The following is a 22,473-nucleotide window of genomic DNA, read 5'->3' as shown; positions in this document are numbered from 1 at the left end:
GGAGAAAGTCGTGGAAGCTCTTGTCAACGGGGACCAAGTCTCAACAGGCGATGCCCAGCACGACAAAATGCAGGCTGATATCGGCGGCGGCAAAGCCCGGCTGCCGGAGGCAGAGCACATCGAACGTGTCGACCCAGACGCCGGCGGTCATCAATCGCAGGCTTCGCCGGAATCGGCGACGATTCCTTCTAAGAAGCGCAATGCCGCTTCAGTTTTCCTGGTCGCGCTTGGTAAGCGCCTTGCCACGCTTGCGATCGCACTACTCGCCATCTTGACCGCCTTTCTAACTTGGCAGCACTACGTAACGGCCCCCTGGACGCGAAATGGAACCGTGCGTGTACAGGTCGCGAGCGTCGCACCTCAGATATCGGGTCAAATCAACGATGTAAGGGTTGTCGATAACCAATTTGTGCACAAAGGTGACGTCCTTTACACGATCGAATCGTTTGATTTCGAAGTTGCTCGACTCACTGCAATCGCAACTGTTCAACAGCGAGCCGCGGACCTCCAGGTCAAGCAACTCGAATCCGAGCGACGCCAGCATTTAACTAACTTGGCTACGACCCCGGAGGAGCAGCAGATCTATGCCGGCAATGCCCTTCAGGCGAAGGCCGCGCTCGATGCCGCTCAACAACAGCTCGCTCAAGCGGAGATCAACCTTCAAAGGACCAAGGTGCGCAGCCCTGTGAACGGGTATGTCACGAACCTGCTTATGCGGGCCGGCGATTTTGCGCATGCCGGAACCAGCAATATCTCCACCATCGATACCGACAGCTTCTGGATTGACGGGTATTTTGAAGAAACAAAAATGGCGGGAATCTGTGTTGGGGATCGCGCGGACGCGAAGTTGATGGGCTATTCTCAGCCGATCATCGGACATGTTGGAACGGTCACCCGAGGCATTAGCACTTCGAATGCGGCTTCAGGTACCCAAGGTTTGCCCAATGTTGATCCAGTCTATACCTGGGTGCGTCTCGCCCAGCGCGTGCCGGTTCGCGTATCCATCGACACCGTACCGGCGGGTGTGCCGCTCGTGTCCGGAATGACTGCCACGGTAACCGTCCGGCCGACATCAGGGACCGATCATCGAAGCTGGCTCGATCGCCTGCGCGCGGACGTCCTGGACCAGCTCTCTGATCTTTTCACGGGACCGCCGCCGCGTCCAAATTGCCTGCCAGTCTTCACTCCGGAGCGGGCTCCGATAGAGTCGATTCCTGCGGAAGACGTACCGCGCGCAATGTCTCCGGAGCAGATCAATCCAGGCCTGGCGCCCGGCATGAATCGATCACCCGGCATTCGCTGATCTCGTCTGGTAAAACGCGAGGGCGCTCTGGAGTTTCGGTCGAAGGTCGCGGGGAGGATTTGAAAGATAGCAGCAGCTGTCGTTGACAGAATAGCGAAGTGGCCCCCTAAGTGGGGCAGGTATGACCAAGATCTTCGGAAGCACGTCAGCTACTCTATGCAGCATCAGGAGGAGCAACGTGCATGTTCAAATTTGCGATCGCTGCAGCGATTCCACCTGGCGCCGCCTTGGTTGTGCTTGTCAGCGCTTTAGGCGCAGCGACTCCCGCAAGTGCGGCTTCATATCCGGTCTGCCTGGCCGGCGGGTCCAACAATGCGCTGCGCTGCAATTACGCGAAGTTCGAAGAATGCCGCGCTAGCTCGTCTGGCGGCTTGGGCTATTGCCTTGCGAATCCTGCGTTCGTCTTCAATGCGCAAACGCGCTATCGCAGATCAGGTGAAATCATCATCGATCGACGCTGACCCGCCCGCGAGCGATGGACGAGGCGCACCGGCGAAGAGGAGCGCCGCTTGGCTGCATAATCCCGAACCGCAATGCACTGTGATCGAACGATCGCTTCTGGCGCAAAACGACCGTCGACGAAGTTGTAAGGTCCGAAAAGGGTTTTCCCGATACTCGTTTCAACGCGAAAAAATTCGAGGAGAAAATTAATGCCCAAATGCTCGACCGGGTTGCGAGCTCTTCGTCATACGTTAGTTCCTAAGTATCTAATGTAGCAACCTTTTCTGCCGTGATCGAGATTCGCGCCCGCTTGGCGCTGTCCGAAAACCGCGCGCTGCATGAAAAAAAATCCCTGAATGGTAGTGAGGCCGGTCCGAGAGCTGAGGGGCGCCCGAGGAATTGACCACCCCCTACCCAGCATCGTATTAGCCCTCCGAGTGATCGACACGGATCCCCCCGCTGGATCTGCGCCGTTAGTCCAAGTGGAATTCTTGTCTTATTTCGCCGAACTTTTCGTGCGTGAACCACCAATCGCGTCATTCCGACTCTCGCCGTCACGCTTGCGCAAGCGCATCGATCGTCAAAGGCGAAGAGTTCAAACAAAAGTCGAGCGATGAACTTCTACATGGCCAACGCCACTAAGCTCATGATGAGTAATGGATCGTAAATCGAAATGAAGGCCATCGCCGTAGCAATATCGATCATGATTGCCTCGCTGGGTCGGTCCTTCGCTAAGCCCATCGTGAGCGGCATCTCAGACGGGCCAACAGCGGCGGACCTGTCATAGGCCATCAATTAGTCGGGGATGCCGGCGTCCCGAAGCGCGCCCTGGATGCCTTCCCGGACAAAGAGTGATCTAATCGGAAACAGATAGTGTGCGTGGGAAGCTCGGAAATCCGGCTGAAATTCGAGCAGACGCTGAGCTGCCTGCCTCGCTTCAAGCGGCTTCTCATCTCGAATTGCGTTTGCGATGAACGCTGCCAGCGAATGAACATCAGGTGCCCTCTGTAGCGCCTGATCGGCAACACGAAGTCCATTCGCATAGTCATTCTGCGAGAAATATGCCCAGCTTGTCATGTACCAGACTCGAACCAACAAGGGATCGCGAGGGCTCAGCCGCATCACATGATTGAAGCTCTTGATTGCTTCCTCCGGCTGATCGCACATTAGCGTTACTGCCCCCCGACTATACCATGCCGGAGCGAGGTTCGGGTTGAGCTTTACCGCGCGGTCGACCAGTGAAAGGCCGAGGTCGTATTTTTGCCCGAGATAGACGAGAACATGCCCTGCAGCGGCTTGAACGAATGCATCAGCTTCGTCCAACTTTCTTGCCGCCTCCGCACTTTCGAGGGCTTCCTGTAATCGGTCAACGGACAGTTTTACTCCGGTGAACGCCTGAAAGGCTAAGCCACTGAAGGCCAACATCGCATGCGCGGCGGCATAGCTTGGGTCAATCTCCAACGCTTGTTTAAAGATGGCGTAGGCCTGCATAAAATCCGGACCCGTCCTTCGATAGTAGAAAGCCATCCCTTTCAAAAATAGGTCATAGCTATGAAGTGCCGCTGGCTGGTGGCCGGCCCGCTCGATTTCGGCGACTTCAAGTGCAGGGGCAATCGACGAAACGACCTTCTCGGTGATTTCATCCTGCAACTCGAACACATCGGCCACCGCGCCATCAAACTTGTCAGCCCAAAGGTGAGCGCCGCTGGTGGCATCGATCAACTGCCCCGTGATGCGCACTCTTCCGCTTCCCTTTCTGACGCTGCCCTCGAGAACGTATCGAACACCAAGCTCGCGACCTACTTGCTTTATGTCGACTGCCTTTCCCTTATAGGTGAATGAAGAATTCCGGGCGATGACGAACAGCGATTTGAAGTGAGAAAGACCCGTAATGATATCTTCAACTATCCCATCCGCGAAATACTCCTGGTCGGGATCACCAGACATGTTCTGAAATGGCAGGACCGCGATCGAAGGCCTCTCGGGAATGGGGGGAGCCGCCTTAGGTTGGGCAATCTGACTTGCGGCAAGTCCGCTCGCTGGCGCTTTGAGCGAATGCGTAGCGTAGATGCGAACCGGTCGGTCGATGTTCTTAAGTGATTTCTCTCCGAGGTCTTCAAAAGAAAACTCTGTCTTGCCTCTTACCTGCTCGAAGGCACTTGCCGAAAGGCTGACGCCGCCAGGTTTGCATTCGCCTTCAATGCGCGCAGCAATGTTGACGCCATCGCCAAATATGTCGTCACCCTCGATGATGATGTCACCAATATTGATGCCGATACGGAAAGCAATATGGGGACCGGAACTTGCGGCGTTTCGCTCTGCCATCCTTTCCTGGACCGAGACCGCACATGTGACAGCGTCAACGGCGCTGGCGAACTCAACCAGCATGCCGTCGCCCGTGGTTTTGACGATGCGCCCATAGTGCGCTTTGATCGCGGGATCAACGATATCGCGCCGGTGGGACTTCAGGGCTTCAAGAGTGCCGACCTCGTCCAACCCCATAAGTCGGCTGTAGCCGGCCACGTCCGCCGCCAGCACAGCTACCAGTCGTCGCTCGACCCGACTACGGCTCACCTGCTTTTACCCGAAAGCCCCTTTGACGATATGCGATCATAATAGGTCTGGCGACCTCGGTCGATGCCTCTGTTGGGTCACACTCGAAAGTTGGTGGGATTTCCGTTGGGGTCCGTTAGGCCCCAGTGAGCAGACATCCGCGGACCGCGCGATGAGATCTGAGAGCGGCCATACCCCACGCCATTTCGATCGACTTCCTCTTCACCTGAGCGAAATCGATGCCGATCATCGCCTTCGGTCTAAGTGGGCTTTTTGTTTTAATTTCCGAACTTTTTGCGTGTGAACCAGCAAGACCGGTCGGCGACAGTCAAGCCCAGACTTTTGACCACCCCCCATCCCAGACCGCACGTCGGTGAAGCGATCTCGTTCCATCAATGCGAACTCACGGTCCGAAAAGAACTACTCCAAGAATTGTGCTGCAAAAGACGCAGGGTAGGGTGCCGGTCCGATGGAAGACCTCAGACTGTTGCAACTTGACGATACCTTCCACGGTCGCCCGGGGTTGCGGTCGTGTCGGCACCACTCTCGCGCCTCCGCCGGATGTGATCGACTGGCATGGCAACCTGGCCGCAAGGCTCCACGCATCGATGGTCGTCGATAGCGAGTCGACGCACCCTAGATTTCGCCAATGCTAGGACTTGTAACAGGGGTCAGAAGGCATTCGCCTCTCCATGAAGCATAGGGTGGGACCTTCTAGGCGAACTCCTCCAGCGACTTTCCCGCGAAGCCTCTTCCTTTTCTTAAATCTGTGCTCTTCGTGGGGCTCGCCATTTTCACCGCTTTGGACCCTATCCGACCAGCTACGGGTAACCCGTCGATGGCTGGCCGGTGAGCTGCAGGTCCGCGTTTGATCCACGTCGCCCATTCAGTGGATCTGATGCGGATCAGGTTCGTGAGGTTCTTCCGTCCCCGTCGTGGTCGCTCAGTAATGTGAATGAAGCCGAGCCGACGGGCTTCATGCATGGCCGTTTGCACAGTCGTGCGACACACTCCCGCGACGGCCGCGATCTTGTCATAAGGCAGGTCACAAACGCCGTGATGTTTGATCTCGCCAGCAACGATGGCGAGCACAGCGCGTTGCCCTTCAGTAAACTTCGCCCTCATTGCAGGTGGCATGGCTGACGAACTGCCGAGCGTGCGCCGCCGATCCCGCGAGGCCTGACGATTCGGTGAACGTGGCCGTTGCCGAGTCGTAAAGCGCGACGACACACGTGCATGAAGTTTGCCCACCGACGATTGCGCGACGAACCCGCGCTGTGGTTTCCGCTTCTGAATGGCCTCAGCGAGAAACTGAGCCTCATCGCCGCTGATTGCCCCAACGGGCCAGTGGCGGCGCCAGATTGCATCTAAAAGGGTATCTAGCTCATCGGGCGAGGTTGCGGAATTGACGATTTCGTAGAGCGCCGCCGCAGCGGTCGAGACGGCGCTCATTGGGCGCCCCTGGAAGCCGTTCGGCTGATGGCCGACCAAGCGTCGCGGCGCCTGCCAAAGCGCCCCAGCGGCCGATCCAGTGCATCGTAGGCAGCATACCGCTTTGCCGAGACGCGCTCGTACCGACCCAGCCGCTGGCGGCCGAAATAGACGGAATGCTCGAGAGGCTCGAATTGGGGTTTGGGGTCGGCCTCAGAAACACTTTGAGTTTCAATGCCGGATGAATTCCCCAAATCATCGGCTAAGTATTTGGTGATGCTAGGACGACGCTCTCCCCTAGGGAGCGCCATGAGCAAATTATATCATTGTAACTCCTTCCTGATTTCCAGACTTTGTCCCACTTGAGTTTGCGGTGGGACACCATGTGTGCGCCAAGCGTTCTCGCGGCACCTTTATTCACTTCAGCTTGGCCATGGCCGCGTCGGCCGTCTTTTTCTTGCTCACCGTCCTGGTATAGCGCTCAACCTCTTCCAAGGTCTGGTGTCCTGTCACCGCCATGATCTCATGCGGCGCAGCACCGGACTCAGCGAGAGCTGTTGACGTCGCTTTGCGAACGCCGTGCACCGAACAGTGCGGAAGGTCCGTTTGGCGACACCAATCCTTGAACTTGTTTCCGAAACCATTAGCCGTGAAGGGCTTGCCGAATTGGGTTAGCAGAAAAGTCATGTTCGAACCGACGTTTGCAGCAGCGATGCTGGTCGCCAACCCCGGATGCAAGGGAATGTCGATGTCGATTGGATTAACCGGCGCGCGCGCGAGGCTTACAAGAGACAAGTCAAGGATTTCATTGGGACCAACTCAAAAGGGCTTTTGTCGCGAACGGGTACGCTATCGCCTTTGGTTCTATACCAGGCGAGCAAAAGTCCAGAATAGCCATTGCCACTCCTCAGACTGTGCTTGTCGGACCTCCGCGCGAACGACAACTCGTCGCTTTCAGCAGCGGCCACGGGCAGCGGCCGACTTGTGCAGCCAGCTCAACGGCACAGCCTGCCACGCAGCCGGCGAACGCCGCGCGAGGTGGTGATGGAATGGCTGCGGCCGCGCACCGGACGACCTTGATTGCGGCATGCGATTGCTAGGTGCCCGAGAACAAGGCGGCCCCAGACGCCGCTTGGCGGCCTATTCTGCTCTGATATCGCTTGGCGCCTTGTTGGTCCATGTGGCGCAGGGTCCGGACACTGCACCATCCTCTTCGCCTTTGAGCCAACAGGGTGGACCGCGAAATCTGGATCAACACTCCAACTTGCTACGTCGATTGGCGCGGTCTAATTAAACTGGTCAAAAGGATGCAAGTTTGGTGCTTACCCAGTGCTTACCCGCCCGCTAGGCGAACGACGGGCGTTTTCGACAATCCCTTGAAATTGCTGGCGCACCCGACACGATTCGAACGTGTGACCTTTGCCTTCGGAGGTCAAAGCTGCTTGTTGGTGATCCGGGAGGTCCCGCTTGGTTGGAATTCGGTAGCTTCCGGGAAGAGGTGTTATCAGATGTGATTGTTCATTTCTGCTGCGAATTGGTTGAAGGTTATGGAGGTAGTGACCGACATTTGACAACCGGAAAGGGCACTTGGTTTTCCCGACGAAACGGGTCGATCTGACACTGATAAGGTTTCACACAAAACCTTATCAGTCGATCTGTGCTGCCAGAAACATCGGCGGCGTCCGTTCAACCGCGAACAGCCGCGCCCGCTGCTACACTGGTACAAGTGGCGGTGACGCCATTGCGCCACTCACGGAGATCACGGGCGCGGATGTCGCATCTGAATCAGCCGTGGAGGTTGCGTAATTGTCCCATCGGGTCAGATCAAACGTGCTCGCAGTGAGAATTCGGAAATAGAGTGCGCTGTTATTGCGCAATGCCTCCCAAGCATAGGATGGCAGGTTATACGTAGCACCGGTGAAGCGCGACTTGACTTTCGGATCGTTCCAGGAGGCGTAGAAATTGCTGGCGGTTCGTTGTGCCGGATAACCAAAACAGTTCGGATCGCTCGTAATCTCGAATGCATAATACGCGTTGGTGCCGGGCTTCACGTTGAACGCGGGACCGTTGTTTCTCGAACGATCATAGGTGTTGGGGCCGGTTACCACGGGTCCTTGCTGGGCGGTCGGCGGCTTCGCCGGTTGGCCCGTCGCTGGGGTTCGTTCATCGACCACGATCGTCAGTGGCTTCGAGTTGGTAAAGACGTCATCGTCGACTCCGACCGCAAAATAATTCGGCGTCTGTTCGGGCGGCATCAACGCCAGGATCGCTTGATGGAACTGCGGCAGCGACCCGGTGAAATTGCCGCCGTCCCAGATTGACAGAAGCTTCTCGGTAAAGAGCCCGTTGCTCTGGCCGTCTTGCGATTCCTGATTGTCTTGACAGCCGGAGATCAAGATCACCGAAGCGGTGATCTCGCCACGCTTGCGGGTCCATTGCGCAGCTTCGTACATCGGCATGTCGCGCTCGAAGACATCGAGCGCGATGGCCGGAGGAATTGACCGCTTTCGTATCGCTGCAACGTCGGGCGCGGGGCCGCGCGCACGCGTATTGGCAGCGCGCCCGTAGACGGACTTGAGATTCTGTAATCCCCGGCCCTGTGGGAAAATTGGAATTGCCTTACGTTTCGACTGCGGCCAACGGACGCCGGTCGGGATGAACAGCTCACGAATGACAGTGCCGCTGTGGCAACTATCCGAATAGACCTCGATGCGCACGTTAGCCGCAAACTGGCCCCACAGATTGTAGAGTTCGTGTCCGAGTACCATGCGGTCGTAAGCCACCCAGGTGTCGTCAAGACCGTTGGGCGAGTCTCCGGTCGTGTCCGGTACCTGACCGCCGTGACCTGAATAGGAAATGACGCAGGTATCTCCGGACTGGAGATTGTAGGCAGCCTGTCCGATGGCTCCGAGAATGGCGTCGGCGGTAGCCTCACCATCAAGAAGCTTTTGCGTCGTGAAACCCTGCGACTGACAAATCGTCTCCATCGCATTGGCATCGTTGATGCAGCCAGCCAGTGTACCAGCCCAGCCGTTGTACTTCGATGCATCGACGCCGTTCAAACCAATATGTAGAGAAAAGCCCTGACTCATAACATTCTCCTTCCTACAGAAGATCAGCGGTAATCCCGATAACGCTGCCCTTGTTGAGGTCCCAACTGCGCCAGCCGGTCGTGACCGTGCCGCTTGCGCGGGTCTCGACCAGCGCAAACTGCAGCGTCTGATGCGCCAGATACTCGTTGATCGGCAGCGTGAATGAAGCGTCGGCAGTGCTGGCTTCGGCCAGACTGACAGTCTCGATGTGGCTGCTTCCCTCGAGGCGTGCCTGGACGGCAAGCGCAGTCAATTGATGGTTGGAAAAGTTGAGCTGATTGATGAACGTCACGGTGCTGGTGACGTCTTCGACGAACACGTCAAGCTCCTCGATCGAGGTCGCGGCGACCGCGGTGGCGTCGGCAAACGTCCGTGTGGTCGCCGGATCGACCTTCGCGGTAACGGTTGTCCCTGGCGCGAGCGTGGTGTTGACGGCGACCAGACTGTTTGTTCCGCTTGGTGTCGACGTCACCAGGTCGGTGACGTTCATGGCCTGCTGTGTGCGATTCGTGAGTGTCGCGGTGTCTCCTTGCAGCGCCACCGTCACCGGACCGGATTCGGGAGGGCCGACCACATTGCTGTCGACGATCAACGCAGCGTTGACGCTGCTGCCGTCCGGCAGCGTGAAGGTAACGCCGCCCTGAATGCCGCTGCGATCGAGCACGGCGGTAAGAAGCGCGGCATTCGCCAACGGCAGGCTGAGGGTAATGGTGATGGCGTCGAGTACGGTGAGTGCTTGCGGCGTGCCCAATTCGGCTGGCAACGCCCACGAATAGCCGACCGTGGCCGCAACGAACGGATCCGTTGGATAGACGATCGTTGGAGTGCTGCCGGACGGCGTCAAGGCGACAAGTTTCGCGCCGAGCCGCACCAACGCCCCGGGAGTGACGTCGGGAATCAGTGTCGTGGTCAAGGCGTACCGATTGTTCGCCGGATCGACATCGAGCAGGCCATACAGCATGATCATCGGCCGGAAGGCTTTGCTGCCGCTTCCGTCGCCGAAACGCCCGACCCGGTACGCTGTCGGCGCGACCATGAACCGTCCTGGCTGTTGCAGCGAGCGAAACACGCGGAACGCCGGATCACGCAACGTGGTGACTTCATCGAACGCTTTCAGCGCGGTTTCGCCAAGCTTCAGGGAATCCTGGCAGCCGATCGCCGTGACAACCCAGCCGTCATTGCGCTGGAGATAGAAATTCCCGTAGCTGCTGCACGGCAGCGAAGCGTCGGTGGTCTCCTCGCGGACCACCGAACGGGTCACCAGCGTTCGGTGCGGGCTGGTTGTTGCCGGGATGAGATGCGGCTGAATGTCCGCAGGCGGTATTGGCGTGACGCCAAGGTGTGGAACGGCCGGCGTCGCTGGCGCCCGTCCACCAATCGAAGGGCTCTCACGGTCGAACTGCACTGAACCCGACGGACTCACGATCTTCAGGTCCTGCCTGACCAGCGTTGGCCCGCGCACCTGCGCCGGAAGATCGTTGACGGTGGCCACCCTGGCAATCTGGTGGACGAGGCCGCCTCCGATCACGTGCAATGCCTGGAAGCTGTCAAAGATGTACTGGTAGGAGGTGAAAGCGTAGGAGACGACGACGCGCGGCGGCTCGCCGGTTCCCGGATATGCCAGCGACGCATAGGTCAGCCGCACCCAATCGTCGAGCAACGCGACGGTGATCGTGATCTGGTCGCCGGCCTGGGACACCGTCCCGGGAAATCGCTGGGATTGACTCTCGCTGCTACCCGCCCGGCGATACGGGATCTGCAGTGCACATGACAGATTCTGCAACGGAACCGGTTGCAGCTTGCGATCCGGATTGGCCGCGGCGGCGGCGACCGTCTCGGGCGTCATCGCAGCCTTGACGGTGAGCCGCACGGTGGCTGTCAGTCCGGTTCTTGCGGTGCCGTCCGAGCCAAGCACCGAGCCGGTTTTAGCCAGCACAAAGGAAAACGTCGCGCTCGCGGCATTGTCGCTGGCTGCGGGCTTCACCAACGTGAAGGTCGGCGCATACCAGCCGGCCTTCGGGTCGAGCGCATCGGGCCACCAATACGCGGCGACATCGGACACCAGCGGGTAGTTCTGGGTGGGCGTCTGGGTATCATCGAGATGCAGCGGCAGCACGTGCATATCGTTGCCGATGAACGTATGCGCGTGCGCATTGAGAACGATGCCTTGGCTCGTGGCGCCGCCCGCGATCAGTGCGGCTGCCGAGGGCTGCGCGACGTGGCTTGGGGTCATCGCGAACGGCAGGGAGGTAAGCCGATTGTTCATTGCAACAAGTGGCACCGCCGCCGGCGCCGCCCGCAATGCCGTTTCGCCGCCCGGCAGGTTCTTGCGCAACTCCGGCACCCGGTTCGCGGTGCCGTCGGCATTCACGACCACCAGGGACAAATAAAGGCTGCGATCCAGGCCATCGAGAATCCCGCCAAGCACCAGGTCGAGCGACAAGTCGTCAATCGGCGGGCCGTCGACGATCTCGGTCGCAAGTCGAAGCCGCGACGGCCGTCGGTCGAACGCATAGAGCACGTCGAGCGCAGCCTCCGGCGGCAGGGACGTGGCGATGATGCCCTCGACCCGCGTCCCGAACAGATCGGTTCCGGCATAGCGTGTGCGGCTGTCGCGCAGAGAGCACCGGCCGGCACGCACGAACAGCTTCCGGCAGGGTGCGTCGAGCCGCGAGGCGAGGGCGGCGATGTCCTGTTCGGGGGTATCGAACGCAATTACCAGCGACAGTGAACCGCATGTCACCAGCGGTGCGATGGAAGCGTCGCCGACCGTCGGCATCCGCGACAGCACCAGCGACAACGCGACTCGCGGGCGGCCGGCGGTGTCGCGCGCGACTCGCGGATTGCCCGAGAGATGGTCGTAACCATCTCTCGTGCGCCGGACCAGGACCGATGCTGGACCAGGCAGATCAAGCCTGCTCCAGCCGGATGTCGTGCTCGGCGCGACGCGTGATCCAAGGGCAGACATGGCTGCTCCGCCCGCCTATGCTGGTTCGAAGCTCGAAAACACAACCTCGTCCTTTGGAGCCGGCGTGCCCTTCGATGCGCCGCCATCTCCGGGTGCCCCTGCCCAGCCGCCCACTTCGCCATAGCCGCCGGAAGCGGGCGCTCCCTTGCCGGCCGGCGGTGCCGTCGGTTTCAACGTACTGGGCGGAGGTACGACATGACCGGTCGAGGGCGGCGGCGTTGCGGGCGCACCTTGTCCATTTGTCGTTGAGGCGATCGCAGACAATGGGACATCCTTCTTTGTGACGTTGGGATCGTCAGGTGTCGGTACTGTCACCATCAAGCCGCCGCTGCCGCCGGTGGAGATGGGAGTGGTCGTCGACCATTCCTGTCCGTGGGTGAACAGCGTACCCTTGACCACGACCCGAACCGAATATTGGAACTTTGGCACGAAATTCTTCTGCCCGGTGTAAACCAGCCAATAGCGTGGCGTGTTTTGATCCGCGAACTTGAAGGTGAACTTGACCGGGTCGCGGTCATTGCCGTCGTCGCGCTTGCCCAGCGCCTGCATCGTCACTTCGACGTATTGGGTGTCGTCGGTCAGATTGGCGCCAAGCAGGATCGGCCCGACCGAGAGTGTGCCGGCCTCTTCAACGCGGACTTCGACAGCGATCGTGTTATCTGGCGTTCCGAGGGGGCTCGGATCCAAGTCGACGATGTCTTTCTCGACTTGCACGCGTGCGTAGGGATTCTCGAATTCGCTCGGCGGCTCGGTAAAGTGAATCTGCCGCTTCAGGAACATCTTGTCCGGCTCCCAGCCCGCCGGCGGATGGGCAACGTCGCTCTTCTGCTTCATGAATGTCGCGGTATCGAAATGAGCGTCCGGCCCGTCGGACGGACTGAAGACGTGTCCATCCCATTGCAGGGCGCCGTCAGCGTTGGGGTAACCAACCTGACAGGACAGGAATGCCACGGGCTCGCCCACCCATTTCTGCGTCGGGTCCGGCCAGTTCACCACCGGCTTGAAGACGCGCGCGACCTTGCGGTCCCAGTCGCCGATATCGACCGTAAGGAAATATACTTTGTCCTTGGCGGGATTGGCCCGGATTTCGTCCGCCACGCCGTCGAGCGTGCCGCCGACTTGATAATTCTGCAGGTAGGCGATCTCCTTGGTCTCGTGATACTCTAAGTCGAGGTTGGTGCGCTGCTCGCGCAATTTGAACGCGGCGCCGCCGCCGAAGCCGAGAAAGCCGCCGCTGGCTTGTGCCGGCTGTTCGTTGAACGGCGCCGGGTCAAAGATCACCTGCTTCGCCAGATCCATAAACTTCTGGAAGATAAGGTCGCTTCGCTTGTCCATGTATTCCTGTAGCTTGTCCGCTCCAGGCAGTGACTGGTCGACGAATGTATGGACCTCGATGTCGCCGGATTCGCGGAGGCTGTCGTATTGGGCTTGAATGTCAGCACTCCAGAACAGACCGCCGGCGTGCGCGGCGCCCGAGAAGTGATCCTGAATTCTTGACCAATGACCGGTGATATCGATCGTCATCAACGGACTGACCACCCGGACCATCATGTTCTGCGTCACGTTCATCACGCCGGTGCCGAGGTTATGAAAGCCGCTATAAGCGACTGCCGCCGGAATACTGCCGAGCAGGGCGCTGTAAGCCTTCTCTGCGCCTGGATCGATGGTGCCGGGGCCTTGCCCTGACAGCTTCACGAACATCGGGTCGATGTTGGTGCCACGATAGCTCTGCGGCACCGTGCGGGGCATAGCTCCCGCTGGTAGATAGGAGCGGCTGAGCCCGATCGTCGGTGGCGCTCCTGCGATTGGGCTCTTGCTCGACATCACGGCCGGAATGCCGCGGCTGTCGCCCGGCAAGGTATTGGAGAGCACGCACTGATTGCTGACGATGGGAATGAAAGTGAACCAAGGTTTTTGATTCGAGGTGTATCGCCACAACGGATTGTCGTGGCCGCGAACCTGATCGATCAGCGCCGCATGGGCGTCGGCCAACACGTTGTCCGGCGGTGCAGCGGTCGTCGCAAAATTGATAAGCCCGCCTGCCACCTCGTTGTCGGAGCTGGTTTCGCCCACAGTTGTGCCGCTCGATCGCACGCCGGCGAAGTGGATCATGCTGAACTTGTAGTCTCCGTTGGGCTTTCGCGCGAGATTGACCTGCTCGGGTAGCCAGTAATACACAGGCGCTTGTCCGGCTGCCTGCAGCTGCTGGTTGTGCGCATCAACCCAATAGCTGATACGCCACCCAGATTTCGTCACGACCTGATTGCCGACTGCGAAAAGTGGTCCAACTGGCGTTACCATAATATGCTCCGCTTGGTTGCGGCGAGCGACAGCTACGAGAGAGGTGTCTAAACCGCCTCGCCGTATGGAATGTGCCTGGTGCTTCCCAGAAGGGCAGTACTTATGAGATGTGGTTTACGCTTGGCCTCTCAGCGCTGCGAAGACGCGACAGGCCGGTCGAAATTGCAGTACGCACAACGAGAACGTTCAAGAAGTTCGTAGGGTCGACAATTGCGATGCGCAGCTTGGCGCCATCATCAACAAGCAACGGAAACAATAGAAGTATTGATTGAGTTGTTAGTCTTGCATATCTCCCTCAAGCCAATACTGGCTTTCGGAATGGATGCGACTTTTTACAGCATTGTTCTTGATCCTTGCCCCAGCATGCTAGACCCGCTGTGGTCGTTCAGTTGTGATATCATTCACCGTTTTAGCGACGATCTGAGGAACTGGTAAACAGCTCCTGCTTCTATTCGATCCACTTCGCCAAGCATGGTACTTACATTTGAATTTTCTCTTGAGAAAAATCTGCTGAGCGAGAAACTCAAGTTGGCCGGCCGCTGGATCATCACGACGGTTTCGATCAATGGCGACTTCTGATCCATCTCAGACATTTCTGGAGACGAACCTGAACTCTGCTGTTGGGCTGCAAACATTCATTGTCAGGTCGAATCGATGGGCGACGATGAGGGCACAGATCGGCAGGACACGGAGAAGTTCGCGCGAAATCCACTCGCTGTTATCAAAAATTCGGAAGCTTCCACCGCAAACGATGACCGGCGTTCTGATCCTTGCGCGCGCAGTGACGCTCTTCGAAGAGGCACAGCGGGGCAACTATGACGGCGGCGAACAGGGGCGGGGTCTGCTCCTCAGCCGAGAGCTTGCCGATGCGGTGCTCCGCGTCGCGGGTGCAACGGCGTAACCCTCACCGGCGGCGGCTTCGGCCGCCGCCCAAGGAACGGGCGCCGCCATTGACTATGAACTATTCGAAGTCACCCCAGCGCGACCGCATCGTTCGAAGAGCAAAGACTAGGACGGTTCACGCTTCGGAGCAGTCGCCGCAGTGCTGTAGGTCTTCGCGAAGGCGGCCGCGTCCTGCGCCGCTCTGATTTCACGAGCGGTCTTCAGTGCCCGACGTAGAAACGGGTCTTCAGTCTCCTTCGTCAAAGTTATCAGCTTATTGCAATTGTGACAGTTGACTTGCAGGCCGTCGCGAATTCGATTGGCCTTCTCTCTGAAGACGCGCGTGCAGACTGGGCAACGAATTTTGACTTTGTCATCCATCGATTTAGCGCCTGTGTCTGATTAAATCCTAAAAGAATGGCGCATCTGAGCCGTCATCCGGTCAATCGCGTCGGTGTATTTGGCTCCTGCGAAATGCTGATCTGCAACGTACAAGCCCGTGGCCAAAATTGCCGCAATGAGAAGTGTTCGGATCATGAGGTTGGCTGCAGCGCTCGCGGAACGCCGTATACCGGGACGCGCTTATTTTCGTGCTCAACGAGGTCAAGCACGTTCTTGCAGACCGGACACTCGAACGACCTAAGCTGATAGCGTTCCGCAATAGGCGAAAGCCCGATCAACTTCCGTTCTACCTGACAGATAAGACAAACAGCGAGCGGCATGATGGTCGTCAGTTGTTTCGATAATGCGTTGGTACTTGAAAAATGGTGCGCCGTTCGCTTTGGGCGTCGTTGGCCGTGACCGCAAGGCAGCTCTGCGGCTCCGTGACCCGCCGCGCTGAGAACGTGGCGGGGTCACGTCACAACAAAGTCAGGGCCGAGCAATAGGGGTCCAGACGACCTAACGGTATTTCTGATGCCCTAATAAAGTCTTATACGACGATCAATTCTGCAATTCCGGCGGTGTTGCATCGGTTGCATCGTTTAGCACGGCGCCGTATCAGGGCTCATGCGGGCATTACACCCTCGTCGGATCAGTACCGATCAGACCTTTCGCCCGTTGCCGTCGCAAAGGTCGCACCGCCGAAGCCAAGGGCGGTCAATTTGCTGTCTTAGGATCGCTCGATCTTAAAGCTGCGCTTGGCTGAACATCTTCCGATTGCCCTCATAACGATACCGAGACGTCTTCCTTCGTCGCGCCGCGGGCGACGATCTTGAGAGCGTCGTCAGGCAATGGCCGCTGCACCGCCTTTGCCTCATCCCAAGGCCTTGGTGGTCGGAATCGACTCCAGGGACATGTCGCGCTTGTAGTCGACGATCTCGACGGTCTCGACCTCCTCGATGCGCTTGTCGATGGCCTCTTTCGCGCGATCGTACTTCCAGTTGTTGCTCATGGATTGTTCTTTCGGATCGGATTGCGGCGCCTGGCCGCTGCGAACTTCTTGGTCGGCTTCCAACGGCCACTACCGGAGCCGAAACCCATCGGGCGGCAGCCGCTCGACCGTCGGTGGGAGGGCCGCAGCGCGCGAAGAGCGCCTGTGCCAAGCCGCACGCGCCCCGGGACCGTAAACGCTGCAATTGTCTCCTACTACCAGTCCAGTGCCTTCCGCGACGGTCTCGCCAAAAGCTCACAACAGATGCGCCGAGCAATCTTGAAGCGTTTCCGTGAAGAGCATGGGGAAAAGCGGATCGCATTTATGCCCAGAAAGGCACTTCAGGCGATTTTGAGCAAGAAATCCCCGGCGGCCTCAAACTGGCGGAAGGCCCTTCGCGGCTTGATCGACCATTGCCTCTCGCTCGATATGCTTGCGGTGGATCCGCTTGCAGGCGGGAAATTGGTCCCGATTAGATCCGACGGGCATCATCCGTGGGAGCAGGAGGAGTGCGGCAAGTTCGAGAGCCACCATCCGATCGGTACGCGCGAACGGTTAGCATATGAACTCCTGTTGCAGGTCGGGCAGTCACGTTGCGACGTCGTAAGGATGGGCAAGCAGCATGTTCGGAACGGAACGCTGTCCCTCAAACGTCAAAAGACCGGCGTGCCGTTCGACGTGCCGGTGATGCCGGAGCAGCAGCAGGCAATTGACGCAATGCCTGCAAATGATCAGCTCAATTTCTTGGTGACTGCCCAAGGTAAGCCTTTCAGCGCGGCAGGTTTCGGGAATTGGTTTCGGGAAGTTTGCGATGCTGCGGGTCTACCGAAGCGATGCACATCCCATGGTCTCCGTAAGGCCGCTGCAACGCGACTCGCAGATCGCGGCGCCACCACAACAGAACGCAAGGCGTGGTTCGGGTGGAGAACAGATAGCGAGGCTGAACGTTACACCCGCAGCGCAGACCGAAGAATGCCGCCGCTACTCAGGTCAGGAATCAGGCCAACCACCGATTGACCACCGAAACACCGTGAACAAGGGGCGATAAAGGTGGTCAATCGCAACCGAACTTCATTGTTTTCGTTGTTATTTTCGATTGCTACTTACGTTCGGGACGCAGGGGTCGCAGGTTCGAATCCTGCCACTCCGACCATTCTTTCAAGCACTTATAGTTTCTGTGTTTTTTGTGCGCAACGAAATGCGCATCGATTTCGGGCGCGGCAGCCATGTCGGTCGATTCGATTCGACGCCGCCCGGAACCTGACGCGCGACGATTGTTGGGCGCGAGGGAAAGGCCGCCTGACGTGATATTGCGTAGCACGTCACCAAGCACCAGAAGGCCTCCCGTCGGACCTGTCAGCCGATCCTGGCCGACATCAAAGCACGAATAGCCCGTGGCGAGTAGTGCTCAACGTGCCGTCGCAAATGCTGACATCGCGTTTGTCAGGGGTTGCCGACCTCGAAGGCCAGCAGAACGTTGCCGGGCAGGCCGCCCCATTGCGCGTAGCCGGAATTGACATACAGCATGCCGTCGACGACGACCGCGCCGGGGCCGTCCATGGCGCCGCCACGGGCCGGAACACCATTCACCGTGGTGTAGTCGCGCGCGGTGTCGATCTCCCAAAGCAGCCGCGCGTCATCGGTGGCGTAGGCGCGCAAGAAACCGCTCACGCCACCCGAGAAGACGACGCCCGGAATGAGGGTGACCGCTGCGGAGAGGGCGGGACTGCATTGGGGACGATCGCCACAGGCAACCGGCGCCACCTGCATCGCGATTTTCCCGGTCGCAAGATCGAGGCCAAACAGGCCACCGCCTTCGCTGGAGTTGAGACGCCTCGAGCCGTCCCTCAGAAACCGCACGTCCGAATTGGCGACATAAATTCGCGCCTGATCCGCGGCGGAGCCCCATTCGGTTCCTCCCAATGGGCCACCTTGGCCGATCCGCGTCTGCCACAGGATCTTGCCCTCATGGTCGGGATCGAGTGCGTGCACCACGCCGGATTTCTGTCCAATCACCAGCACGCGTTGTCCGTTATGCAAGGTCACCAGGATGGGCGATTGTCCGAAGTCGTGGTCGGGGCCGCGGTCCTGCGGACAGTTGCTCTGGTCGGTGCCGAAGCACGCCACGACGAAGCTGTCCTTCGGCGTGGCCTGCTGATGCCAGAGCATTCGCCCGGTCGCGAGATCGAACGCGAGGATGGCATCGCTGGTGTCGGTTGCCGGGTCGGCATAGCTGTTCGATGTCGCGATATAGACCGCCTGACGCTGAACATCGATCGTCGGTGCGGACCAGACCGATGCGCCGGCCGGCCCGAACAACTGGGTCCCGACGGCGTTCATCCGGGTGGGATGCGGCGCTTCAGGGATGGTGTAGGTCTTCCAGATCTGCGCACCGGTCTCGGCCTTCAGCGCAACGACGCTGCCGCGAAACGTGCAGCATTGGTAGGTGGGCCGGGATCCCGTGGCCTCCTCGATCGATGACACCCCAACATAGACAACGCCGGAATAGAAGGTTGGCGCACCGGTAATCCGCGCGGCCAGATGATCCTCGACCCTGCTTTTCCAGATCAACGCGCCGGTCGTCGCATTCACGGCGTAGACGTTGGCGAGCACATCGCCAAAGACGATGGCGGACTGGCCATTATCCATCGGGGCAAGACTGATGGCCGCCCTGACCGGTGCGTCGGTCGGAAACACCCAGCGGGTGCATCCGGTCTTGGCGTCGAGGGCGTGGACCTTGCGGTCGCCGCCGCCGACGAACAACAAGCCGCCGATGACAGTCGGCTGGGCGTTAGCGGTGGACATGCCAGGAAACCCGTACGCCCACTTCAAACGTAGCCGCGGGACCTGGTCTGGCGCGAGGCCGGCCATCGCCGCCGGCTGAAACCGGCTGTTGTTGAGATCCGCGCCCCAGCCGTTCCACCGTGGCCCATCGATCGGTTGCGGGAAACCGGCCTCGCTCTGCGCGCATTGGCCTGTACTGTCGGCCGACGCATGCGAAGCGGCCTTGCCGGTGACGAGTGAGGCGATGGCCGCCCGCTCGTCATTGCTCAGCCCCTGCGCGAAGGATGACATCGCGCCCGTGGTGATCGCACCCAGGACCTCATCGAACGACCTTGATTGCAGCGCGGTGCGGCTCGGCGCGCGAATATCGGTGTTGCTGCTGTCGTGACACTGCGCGCAGCGTTGCGCGTAGAGGGCGGCTCCGCCTTGCTGCGCTGTCGCAGGAAAGCACGACCAGATCAGGACGACGGCAATCGCAGCACTCAGTTTCATCGCGGTTCACCGGCGTTGGCTTTGATGAGATGAGCGACTGAAGCGTAGCACAACCTGCCGGCTTCCATTGTGCATGGGGAGGCCGGCGGCGTGTGCCGGGCGGAGCCGGACCCGCCCCCAATTCGAGCCCCGGACGGCGTGATCTCCCATTGACAGGCCGCCTGATGTGATAGAATTATAACACAATAAGTTGCAAAAATAACAAGATGTCATCATCGCATCAGCGTTCCGCGCGGCGATGGGAGGAAAATGGAATTGTCCGGTTCGATCGCGGCAGAGCCTCGGCCGTCGGCGTCGCTTTTGACGGTCGGTGGCATCAACAAGCGCTTTGGCGGCGTGCGCGCGCTGCGCGACGTCAACCTCGAGGTCGTCTCCGGCGAGGTACATGCGCTGCTGGGCGAGAACGGCGCCGGAAAATCCACACTGATCAAGATCCTCAGCGGCGTTCATGCCGCCGACAGCGGCACGATCGAGATCGCCGGCAGGCCAGTGATGTTCGACAGCCCGGCAAGATCGCGCGAAGCGGGGATCGCCGTCGTCTATCAGGACCTCAGCCTCGTCGAATCGCTGAGCGTCGCCGACAATCTGTTGCTCGGCCGCGAGCCGCGCGCGCGGTTCGGCTTTGTCCGGAAGCGCGAGCTGATGGCCAAAGCCGAAGCGTTCCTGAGCGAACTCGGCATTCCCCTTGATACACGCGCGACGGTCGGCTCGCTGCCGTTCGCCTACCGCCAGATGACGGAGATCGCCAAGGCGTTGATGGGCGAGGTGCGGCTCTTGATCCTCGATGAGCCGACGTCCTCGCTGACGTCCGATGAGGTCCGTATCCTGTTCGACGCGATCGGCAAGGCGACGCGCCGCGGCGTCGGCGTGATCTACGTGACCCATCGGCTCAACGAGGTGTTCGAGATCTCGCAGCGTGTCACGGTGCTGCGCGATGGCGCCAATGCGGGCACGTTCGTCACCGCCGATACCGACATGAAGCGGCTGGTGAACGCCATCATCGGCACCGATCGATTGGCGCCGGCAGCATCGCGCGCCGCGCCCGCGGCAACGCGTTCCTTCGATTCATCGCTGGTTCTGTCCCTGTCGGGTGTGTCCAACGACCGGCTGGCGGCCGTCGACTTGACGGTGATGAAGGGGGAGATCCACGGCCTTGCCGGATTGATCGGCAGTGGGCGCACCGAGATTCTGGAGACGATCTTCGGACTTCGGCCGGTCGAGCGCGGCGCATTCGAGATCGAGGGCCGGCCATGGCTGCCGAAGAGCGCGGCTGATGCGATCAACCAGGGCGTCGCGCTGGTGCCGGAAGATCGGCACGTGCAGGGCCTGGTGCTCGACCATTCGATCGAACGCAACATCACCTTGCCGCGGATTCCGCATTTCTCGCGCTGGGGCTTCATGCAGCAACGCGCCGCCGCCCGGCGTGCGGACGCCGCGGTCGCGCGGCTTTCGGTGAAAGCGCAAGGAGCTTCCAGCCTGGTCAGGACACTGTCCGGCGGCAACCAGCAGAAGGTCGTGTTCGGAAAATGGAACGATCCGCGGCCGCGCGTGCTGCTGCTGGACGAACCGACGGTCGGCGTCGACGTCGGCGCACGCGAGGAAATCTATGGCGTGATCCGCAATGCCGCCCGCGACGGCAGCGGCGTCCTGATCGTCTCATCGGATCTCGTCGAACTGATCGAGCTCTGCGACCGCATCTCGGTGATCGTCGATGGACGCGTGGCGCGAACGCTGGCGCGCGGCGAGATCGATGATGCCGAAGAGCTCCATCATCTCCTGCAGATGTACCAGGCCTCCGGACAAGGCATATTGCAAGAGCTGCCCGCATGACCGAACTGACCGCGCCAAATGTCGTCGCCTCGTCGACCCGAACCGATCGTCGCCGCAAGCTGCTGCAGAACCTGCTGCGCGGCGAGCGGCCCTACATGCTGTACATCGCCTTCGTCGTGCTGTTGGTCGTGTTCAGCCTGTCCTCCCCCTGGTTCCTGTCGCTCGACAATTTCCTGAATATCGGACGCCAGACGACGCTGGTGTCGATCATCGCGGTCGGTATGACCTTCGTGATCATCGCACGTCAGATCGATCTGTCGGTCGCATCGACATTGGCGCTATCCGGCATGGCCGCGGCGCTCGCCATGAGCCAGATCAACAACAGTTGGATCGTCGGCGCGATTGCCGGGCTCGGCACCGGTGCGCTGGTCGGACTGCTCAATGGCATCCTGACCACGCAGCTCTCGATCCCGTCCTTCCTGGTCACGCTCGGCTCGTTGAGCATGGCGCGGGGGCTGGCGATGATGGTGACCAACACCAAGCCTGTCATCATCACCAACGAGACCTATTTTGCGATCTTCGGCGAAGGCACGTTCCTGGGCATACCCGTTCCCATTGCCTGGACGCTGGTGGCGATGATCGTCGGCATCCTGCTGCTGCACTACAACGTGTTCGGCCGTCGCATCTATGCGGTCGGCGGCAATCCGACCGCGGCGCTCTATTCCGGCATCAACACCAAATGGGTGACAACCGCGGCATTTGTGCTGACCGGCGCGCTGGCCGGGCTTGCGGCGCTGGTGCTGTCCGCGCGCTCACATGCCGCGCGGCCCGACGTCGTGCAGGGGATGGAGCTCGACGTCATCGCCGCCGTGATCCTCGGTGGCTGCAGCCTGTTCGGCGGGCGCGGCTACATCCTGGGAACGCTGTTCGGTAGCCTTATCATCGGCACGCTCAACAACGGCCTCGTGCTGCTCGGCGTCAGCTCGCCGATGCAGCTCGTCATCAAGGGAGCGATCATCGTGGCCGCGGTCGCCTTCACGAAACGCTAGAGCACGATCCGGAAAAGTGTAGGGGCAAGGTCGCC

General features: G+C 59.8%; 15 protein-coding genes and 2 pseudogenes. 6 read left to right on the top strand and 11 right to left on the bottom strand.

Annotated features, from left to right (window positions below; genetic code table 11):
* The first annotated feature begins 10 nt into the window (after positions 1 to 10).
* Both ACVIGB_RS20980 and ACVIGB_RS20975 read left to right on the top strand, forming a co-directional pair.
* On the top strand, positions 11 to 1,303 hold the full coding sequence (locus tag ACVIGB_RS20980; protein WP_456721215.1) for a biotin/lipoyl-binding protein: 1,293 nt from the start codon (positions 11 to 13) through the stop codon (positions 1,301 to 1,303).
* A 164-nt stretch (positions 1,304 to 1,467) separates the two neighbouring features.
* Positions 1,468 to 1,764 (top strand): annotated as a pseudogene (locus ACVIGB_RS20975) (DUF3551 domain-containing protein); the annotation flags it as partial.
* 601 nt (positions 1,765 to 2,365) lie between these two features.
* Here ACVIGB_RS20975 and ACVIGB_RS20970 read toward each other — a convergent pair.
* From ACVIGB_RS20970 to ACVIGB_RS20940, 7 genes are all read right to left on the bottom strand, one after another.
* Complete coding sequence (locus tag ACVIGB_RS20970; protein ID WP_456721216.1) at positions 2,366 to 2,536, bottom strand: hypothetical protein; 171 nt, start codon at positions 2,534 to 2,536, stop codon at positions 2,366 to 2,368.
* Positions 2,537 to 2,539: 3 nt separating this feature from the next.
* On the bottom strand, positions 2,540 to 4,282 hold the full coding sequence (locus tag ACVIGB_RS20965; RefSeq protein ID WP_456749202.1) for an adenylate/guanylate cyclase domain-containing protein: 1,743 nt from the start codon (positions 4,280 to 4,282) through the stop codon (positions 2,540 to 2,542).
* 729 nt (positions 4,283 to 5,011) lie between these two features.
* On the bottom strand, positions 5,012 to 5,749 hold the full coding sequence (locus tag ACVIGB_RS20960) for a hypothetical protein (protein ID WP_456721218.1): 738 nt from the start codon (positions 5,747 to 5,749) through the stop codon (positions 5,012 to 5,014).
* Positions 5,750 to 6,145: 396 nt separating this feature from the next.
* Positions 6,146 to 6,523 carry a tyrosine-type recombinase/integrase gene (locus tag ACVIGB_RS20955; protein WP_456721219.1) on the bottom strand — a complete coding sequence of 126 codons (378 nt, stop codon included), beginning with the start codon at positions 6,521 to 6,523 and terminating at the stop codon, positions 6,146 to 6,148.
* A gap of 917 nt (positions 6,524 to 7,440) precedes the next feature.
* Positions 7,441 to 8,820, bottom strand: a complete 1,380-nt coding sequence (locus ACVIGB_RS20950) for a caspase family protein (RefSeq protein WP_092118266.1) — start codon at positions 8,818 to 8,820, stop codon at positions 7,441 to 7,443.
* A 13-nt stretch (positions 8,821 to 8,833) separates the two neighbouring features.
* Entirely contained in the window at positions 8,834 to 11,788 is a 2,955-nt protein-coding gene (locus tag ACVIGB_RS20945) for a hypothetical protein (protein WP_456721220.1), read from the bottom strand.
* Positions 11,789 to 11,803: 15 nt separating this feature from the next.
* The gene (locus tag ACVIGB_RS20940; protein WP_143046749.1) at positions 11,804 to 14,089 is read right to left on the bottom strand and encodes a hypothetical protein; all 2,286 of its coding nucleotides are present in this window, start codon (positions 14,087 to 14,089) and stop codon (positions 11,804 to 11,806) included.
* Positions 14,090 to 14,654: 565 nt separating this feature from the next.
* On the opposite strand from ACVIGB_RS20940, the gene ACVIGB_RS20935 reads away from it, so the two are divergent.
* Positions 14,655 to 14,990, top strand: a complete 336-nt coding sequence (locus tag ACVIGB_RS20935; RefSeq protein ID WP_456721221.1) for a hypothetical protein — start codon at positions 14,655 to 14,657, stop codon at positions 14,988 to 14,990.
* Positions 14,991 to 15,097: 107 nt separating this feature from the next.
* On the opposite strand, the gene ACVIGB_RS20930 is transcribed toward ACVIGB_RS20935, so the two are convergent.
* The 3 genes and pseudogenes from ACVIGB_RS20930 to ACVIGB_RS20920 all read right to left on the bottom strand — a co-directional run bounded on the left by ACVIGB_RS20930 (position 15,098) and on the right by ACVIGB_RS20920 (position 16,364).
* Entirely contained in the window at positions 15,098 to 15,352 is a 255-nt protein-coding gene (locus ACVIGB_RS20930) for a hypothetical protein (protein ID WP_456721222.1), read from the bottom strand.
* A 783-nt stretch (positions 15,353 to 16,135) separates the two neighbouring features.
* Positions 16,136 to 16,237: pseudogene (locus ACVIGB_RS20925) on the bottom strand (SOS response-associated peptidase); the annotation flags it as partial.
* On the bottom strand, positions 16,227 to 16,364 hold the full coding sequence (locus ACVIGB_RS20920; RefSeq protein ID WP_456721223.1) for a hypothetical protein: 138 nt from the start codon (positions 16,362 to 16,364) through the stop codon (positions 16,227 to 16,229). The gene ACVIGB_RS20920 and the pseudogene ACVIGB_RS20925, both read right to left, overlap by 11 nt.
* A 144-nt stretch (positions 16,365 to 16,508) precedes the next feature.
* On the opposite strand from ACVIGB_RS20920, the gene ACVIGB_RS20915 reads away from it, so the two are divergent.
* Positions 16,509 to 17,360 carry a tyrosine-type recombinase/integrase gene (locus tag ACVIGB_RS20915; protein WP_456721224.1) on the top strand — a complete coding sequence of 284 codons (852 nt, stop codon included), beginning with the start codon at positions 16,509 to 16,511 and terminating at the stop codon, positions 17,358 to 17,360.
* Between the two features lie 426 nt (positions 17,361 to 17,786).
* Here ACVIGB_RS20915 and ACVIGB_RS20910 read toward each other — a convergent pair whose 3' ends face one another.
* Positions 17,787 to 19,619: an outer membrane protein assembly factor BamB family protein gene (locus tag ACVIGB_RS20910; RefSeq protein WP_456749201.1), complete on the bottom strand. Its 1,833-nt coding sequence runs from the start codon at positions 19,617 to 19,619 to the stop codon at positions 17,787 to 17,789.
* A gap of 255 nt (positions 19,620 to 19,874) precedes the next feature.
* On the opposite strand from ACVIGB_RS20910, the gene ACVIGB_RS20905 reads away from it, so the two are divergent.
* Positions 19,875 to 21,449 carry a sugar ABC transporter ATP-binding protein gene (locus ACVIGB_RS20905; RefSeq protein ID WP_456721226.1) on the top strand — a complete coding sequence of 525 codons (1,575 nt, stop codon included), beginning with the start codon at positions 19,875 to 19,877 and terminating at the stop codon, positions 21,447 to 21,449.
* Complete coding sequence (locus tag ACVIGB_RS20900) at positions 21,446 to 22,438, top strand: ABC transporter permease (protein WP_456721227.1); 993 nt, start codon at positions 21,446 to 21,448, stop codon at positions 22,436 to 22,438. The genes ACVIGB_RS20905 and ACVIGB_RS20900 overlap by 4 nt, the downstream gene beginning before the upstream one ends.
* Positions 22,439 to 22,473: the final 35 nt, after the last annotated feature.

This window comes from Bradyrhizobium sp. USDA 4341 (genome assembly GCF_054063755.1).
The sequence above is the reverse complement of the archived record's forward strand: the minus strand, read 5'-3'. Positions and strand labels throughout refer to the sequence as shown.

Bases quoted from the DNA above. Each gene is read 5' to 3' on its own strand.
- ACVIGB_RS20970 (WP_456721216.1), bottom strand. From the start codon at position 2,536: ATGGCCTATGACAGGTCCGCCGCTGTTGGCCCGTCTGAGATGCCGCTC.
- ACVIGB_RS20960 (WP_456721218.1), bottom strand. From the start codon at position 5,749: ATGAGCGCCGTCTCGACCGCTGCGGCGGCGCTCTACGAAATCGTCAAT.
- ACVIGB_RS20950 (WP_092118266.1), bottom strand. From the start codon at position 8,820: ATGAGTCAGGGCTTTTCTCTACATATTGGTTTGAACGGCGTCGATGCA.
- ACVIGB_RS20945 (WP_456721220.1), bottom strand. From the start codon at position 11,788: ATGTCTGCCCTTGGATCACGCGTCGCGCCGAGCACGACATCCGGCTGG.
- ACVIGB_RS20940 (WP_143046749.1), bottom strand. From the start codon at position 14,089: ATGGTAACGCCAGTTGGACCACTTTTCGCAGTCGGCAATCAGGTCGTG.
- ACVIGB_RS20935 (WP_456721221.1), top strand. From the start codon at position 14,655: ATGGCGACTTCTGATCCATCTCAGACATTTCTGGAGACGAACCTGAAC.
- ACVIGB_RS20930 (WP_456721222.1), bottom strand. From the start codon at position 15,352: ATGGATGACAAAGTCAAAATTCGTTGCCCAGTCTGCACGCGCGTCTTC.
- ACVIGB_RS20920 (WP_456721223.1), bottom strand. From the start codon at position 16,364: ATGAGCAACAACTGGAAGTACGATCGCGCGAAAGAGGCCATCGACAAG.
- ACVIGB_RS20910 (WP_456749201.1), bottom strand. From the start codon at position 19,619: ATGAAACTGAGTGCTGCGATTGCCGTCGTCCTGATCTGGTCGTGCTTT.
- ACVIGB_RS20900 (WP_456721227.1), top strand. From the start codon at position 21,446: ATGACCGAACTGACCGCGCCAAATGTCGTCGCCTCGTCGACCCGAACC.